1 protein-coding gene is annotated in these 1,028 nt (G+C 46.4%); it reads left to right on the top strand.

What is annotated here, in order from left to right; genetic code table 11:
* Positions 1-994, top strand: a 994-nt coding sequence (locus RAC86_RS39040) for a bifunctional 3-deoxy-7-phosphoheptulonate synthase/chorismate mutase (protein ID WP_377886331.1), incomplete at its 5' end; no start/stop codon positions are given.
* Positions 995-1,028: the final 34 nt, after the last annotated feature.

Here is a 1,028-nt window from a genome sequence, read left to right as displayed (position 1 = left end):
CAATGTTGTAAAAGAGATCGGTAAAGCGAAGGAAGCACAGGGCGTCAACCGATTTGACCCTGTCAGAGAACGCACAATGTTAAACAATATCATTGAAAACAATGACGGGCCGTTCGAAAATTCAACCATCCAGCACATTTTTAAAGAGATATTCAAAGCCGGTTTAGAGCTTCAGGAAGAAGATCACAGCAAAGCGCTGCTTGTCTCCCGCAAGAAAAAACCTGAAGATACAATTGTTGATATCAAAGGCGAAAAAATCGGAGACGGCCAGCAAAGATTCATTGTCGGCCCATGTGCGGTAGAGAGCTATGAGCAGGTAGCTGAAGTCGCTGCAGCTGCGAAAAAACAAGGGATTAAAATTTTGCGCGGTGGAGCCTTTAAGCCTCGTACGAGCCCATACGATTTCCAAGGGCTTGGTGTTGAAGGCCTTCAAATTTTAAAACGTGTAGCGGATGAATTTGATCTGGCGGTTATCAGTGAAATCGTAACTCCGGCTCATATCGAAGAAGCGCTGGACTACATTGATGTCATTCAAATCGGAGCGCGCAACATGCAAAACTTCGAATTGCTGAAAGCGGCCGGCGCAGTGAAAAAGCCAGTGCTTCTGAAGCGCGGTCTTGCTGCAACGATCTCTGAATTCATCAATGCTGCTGAATACATCATGTCACAAGGAAATGACCAAATTATCCTTTGTGAGCGCGGAATCAGAACATATGAAACAGCAACGAGAAACACGCTGGATATTTCAGCTGTGCCGATTTTGAAACAAGAAACGCATTTGCCAGTCTTTGTTGATGTTACGCATTCAACAGGCCGCCGTGACCTCTTGCTTCCGACAGCTAAAGCCGCTTTAGCGATCGGTGCTGATGGCGTAATGGCTGAGGTTCACCCTGATCCGTCAGTCGCACTTTCTGACTCTGCTCAGCAAATGGCGATTCCTGAATTCGAAAAATGGCTGAATGAACTGAAGCCAATGGTGAAAGTCAACGCTTAATTGAACAATCCAAAAGGCCGCGCCTGCGGCCTTT

The sequence above is a fragment of the Bacillus sp. LR_5 genome, from assembly GCF_042709275.1.
The sequence above is the reverse complement of the archived record's forward strand: the minus strand, read 5'-3'. Positions and strand labels throughout refer to the sequence as shown.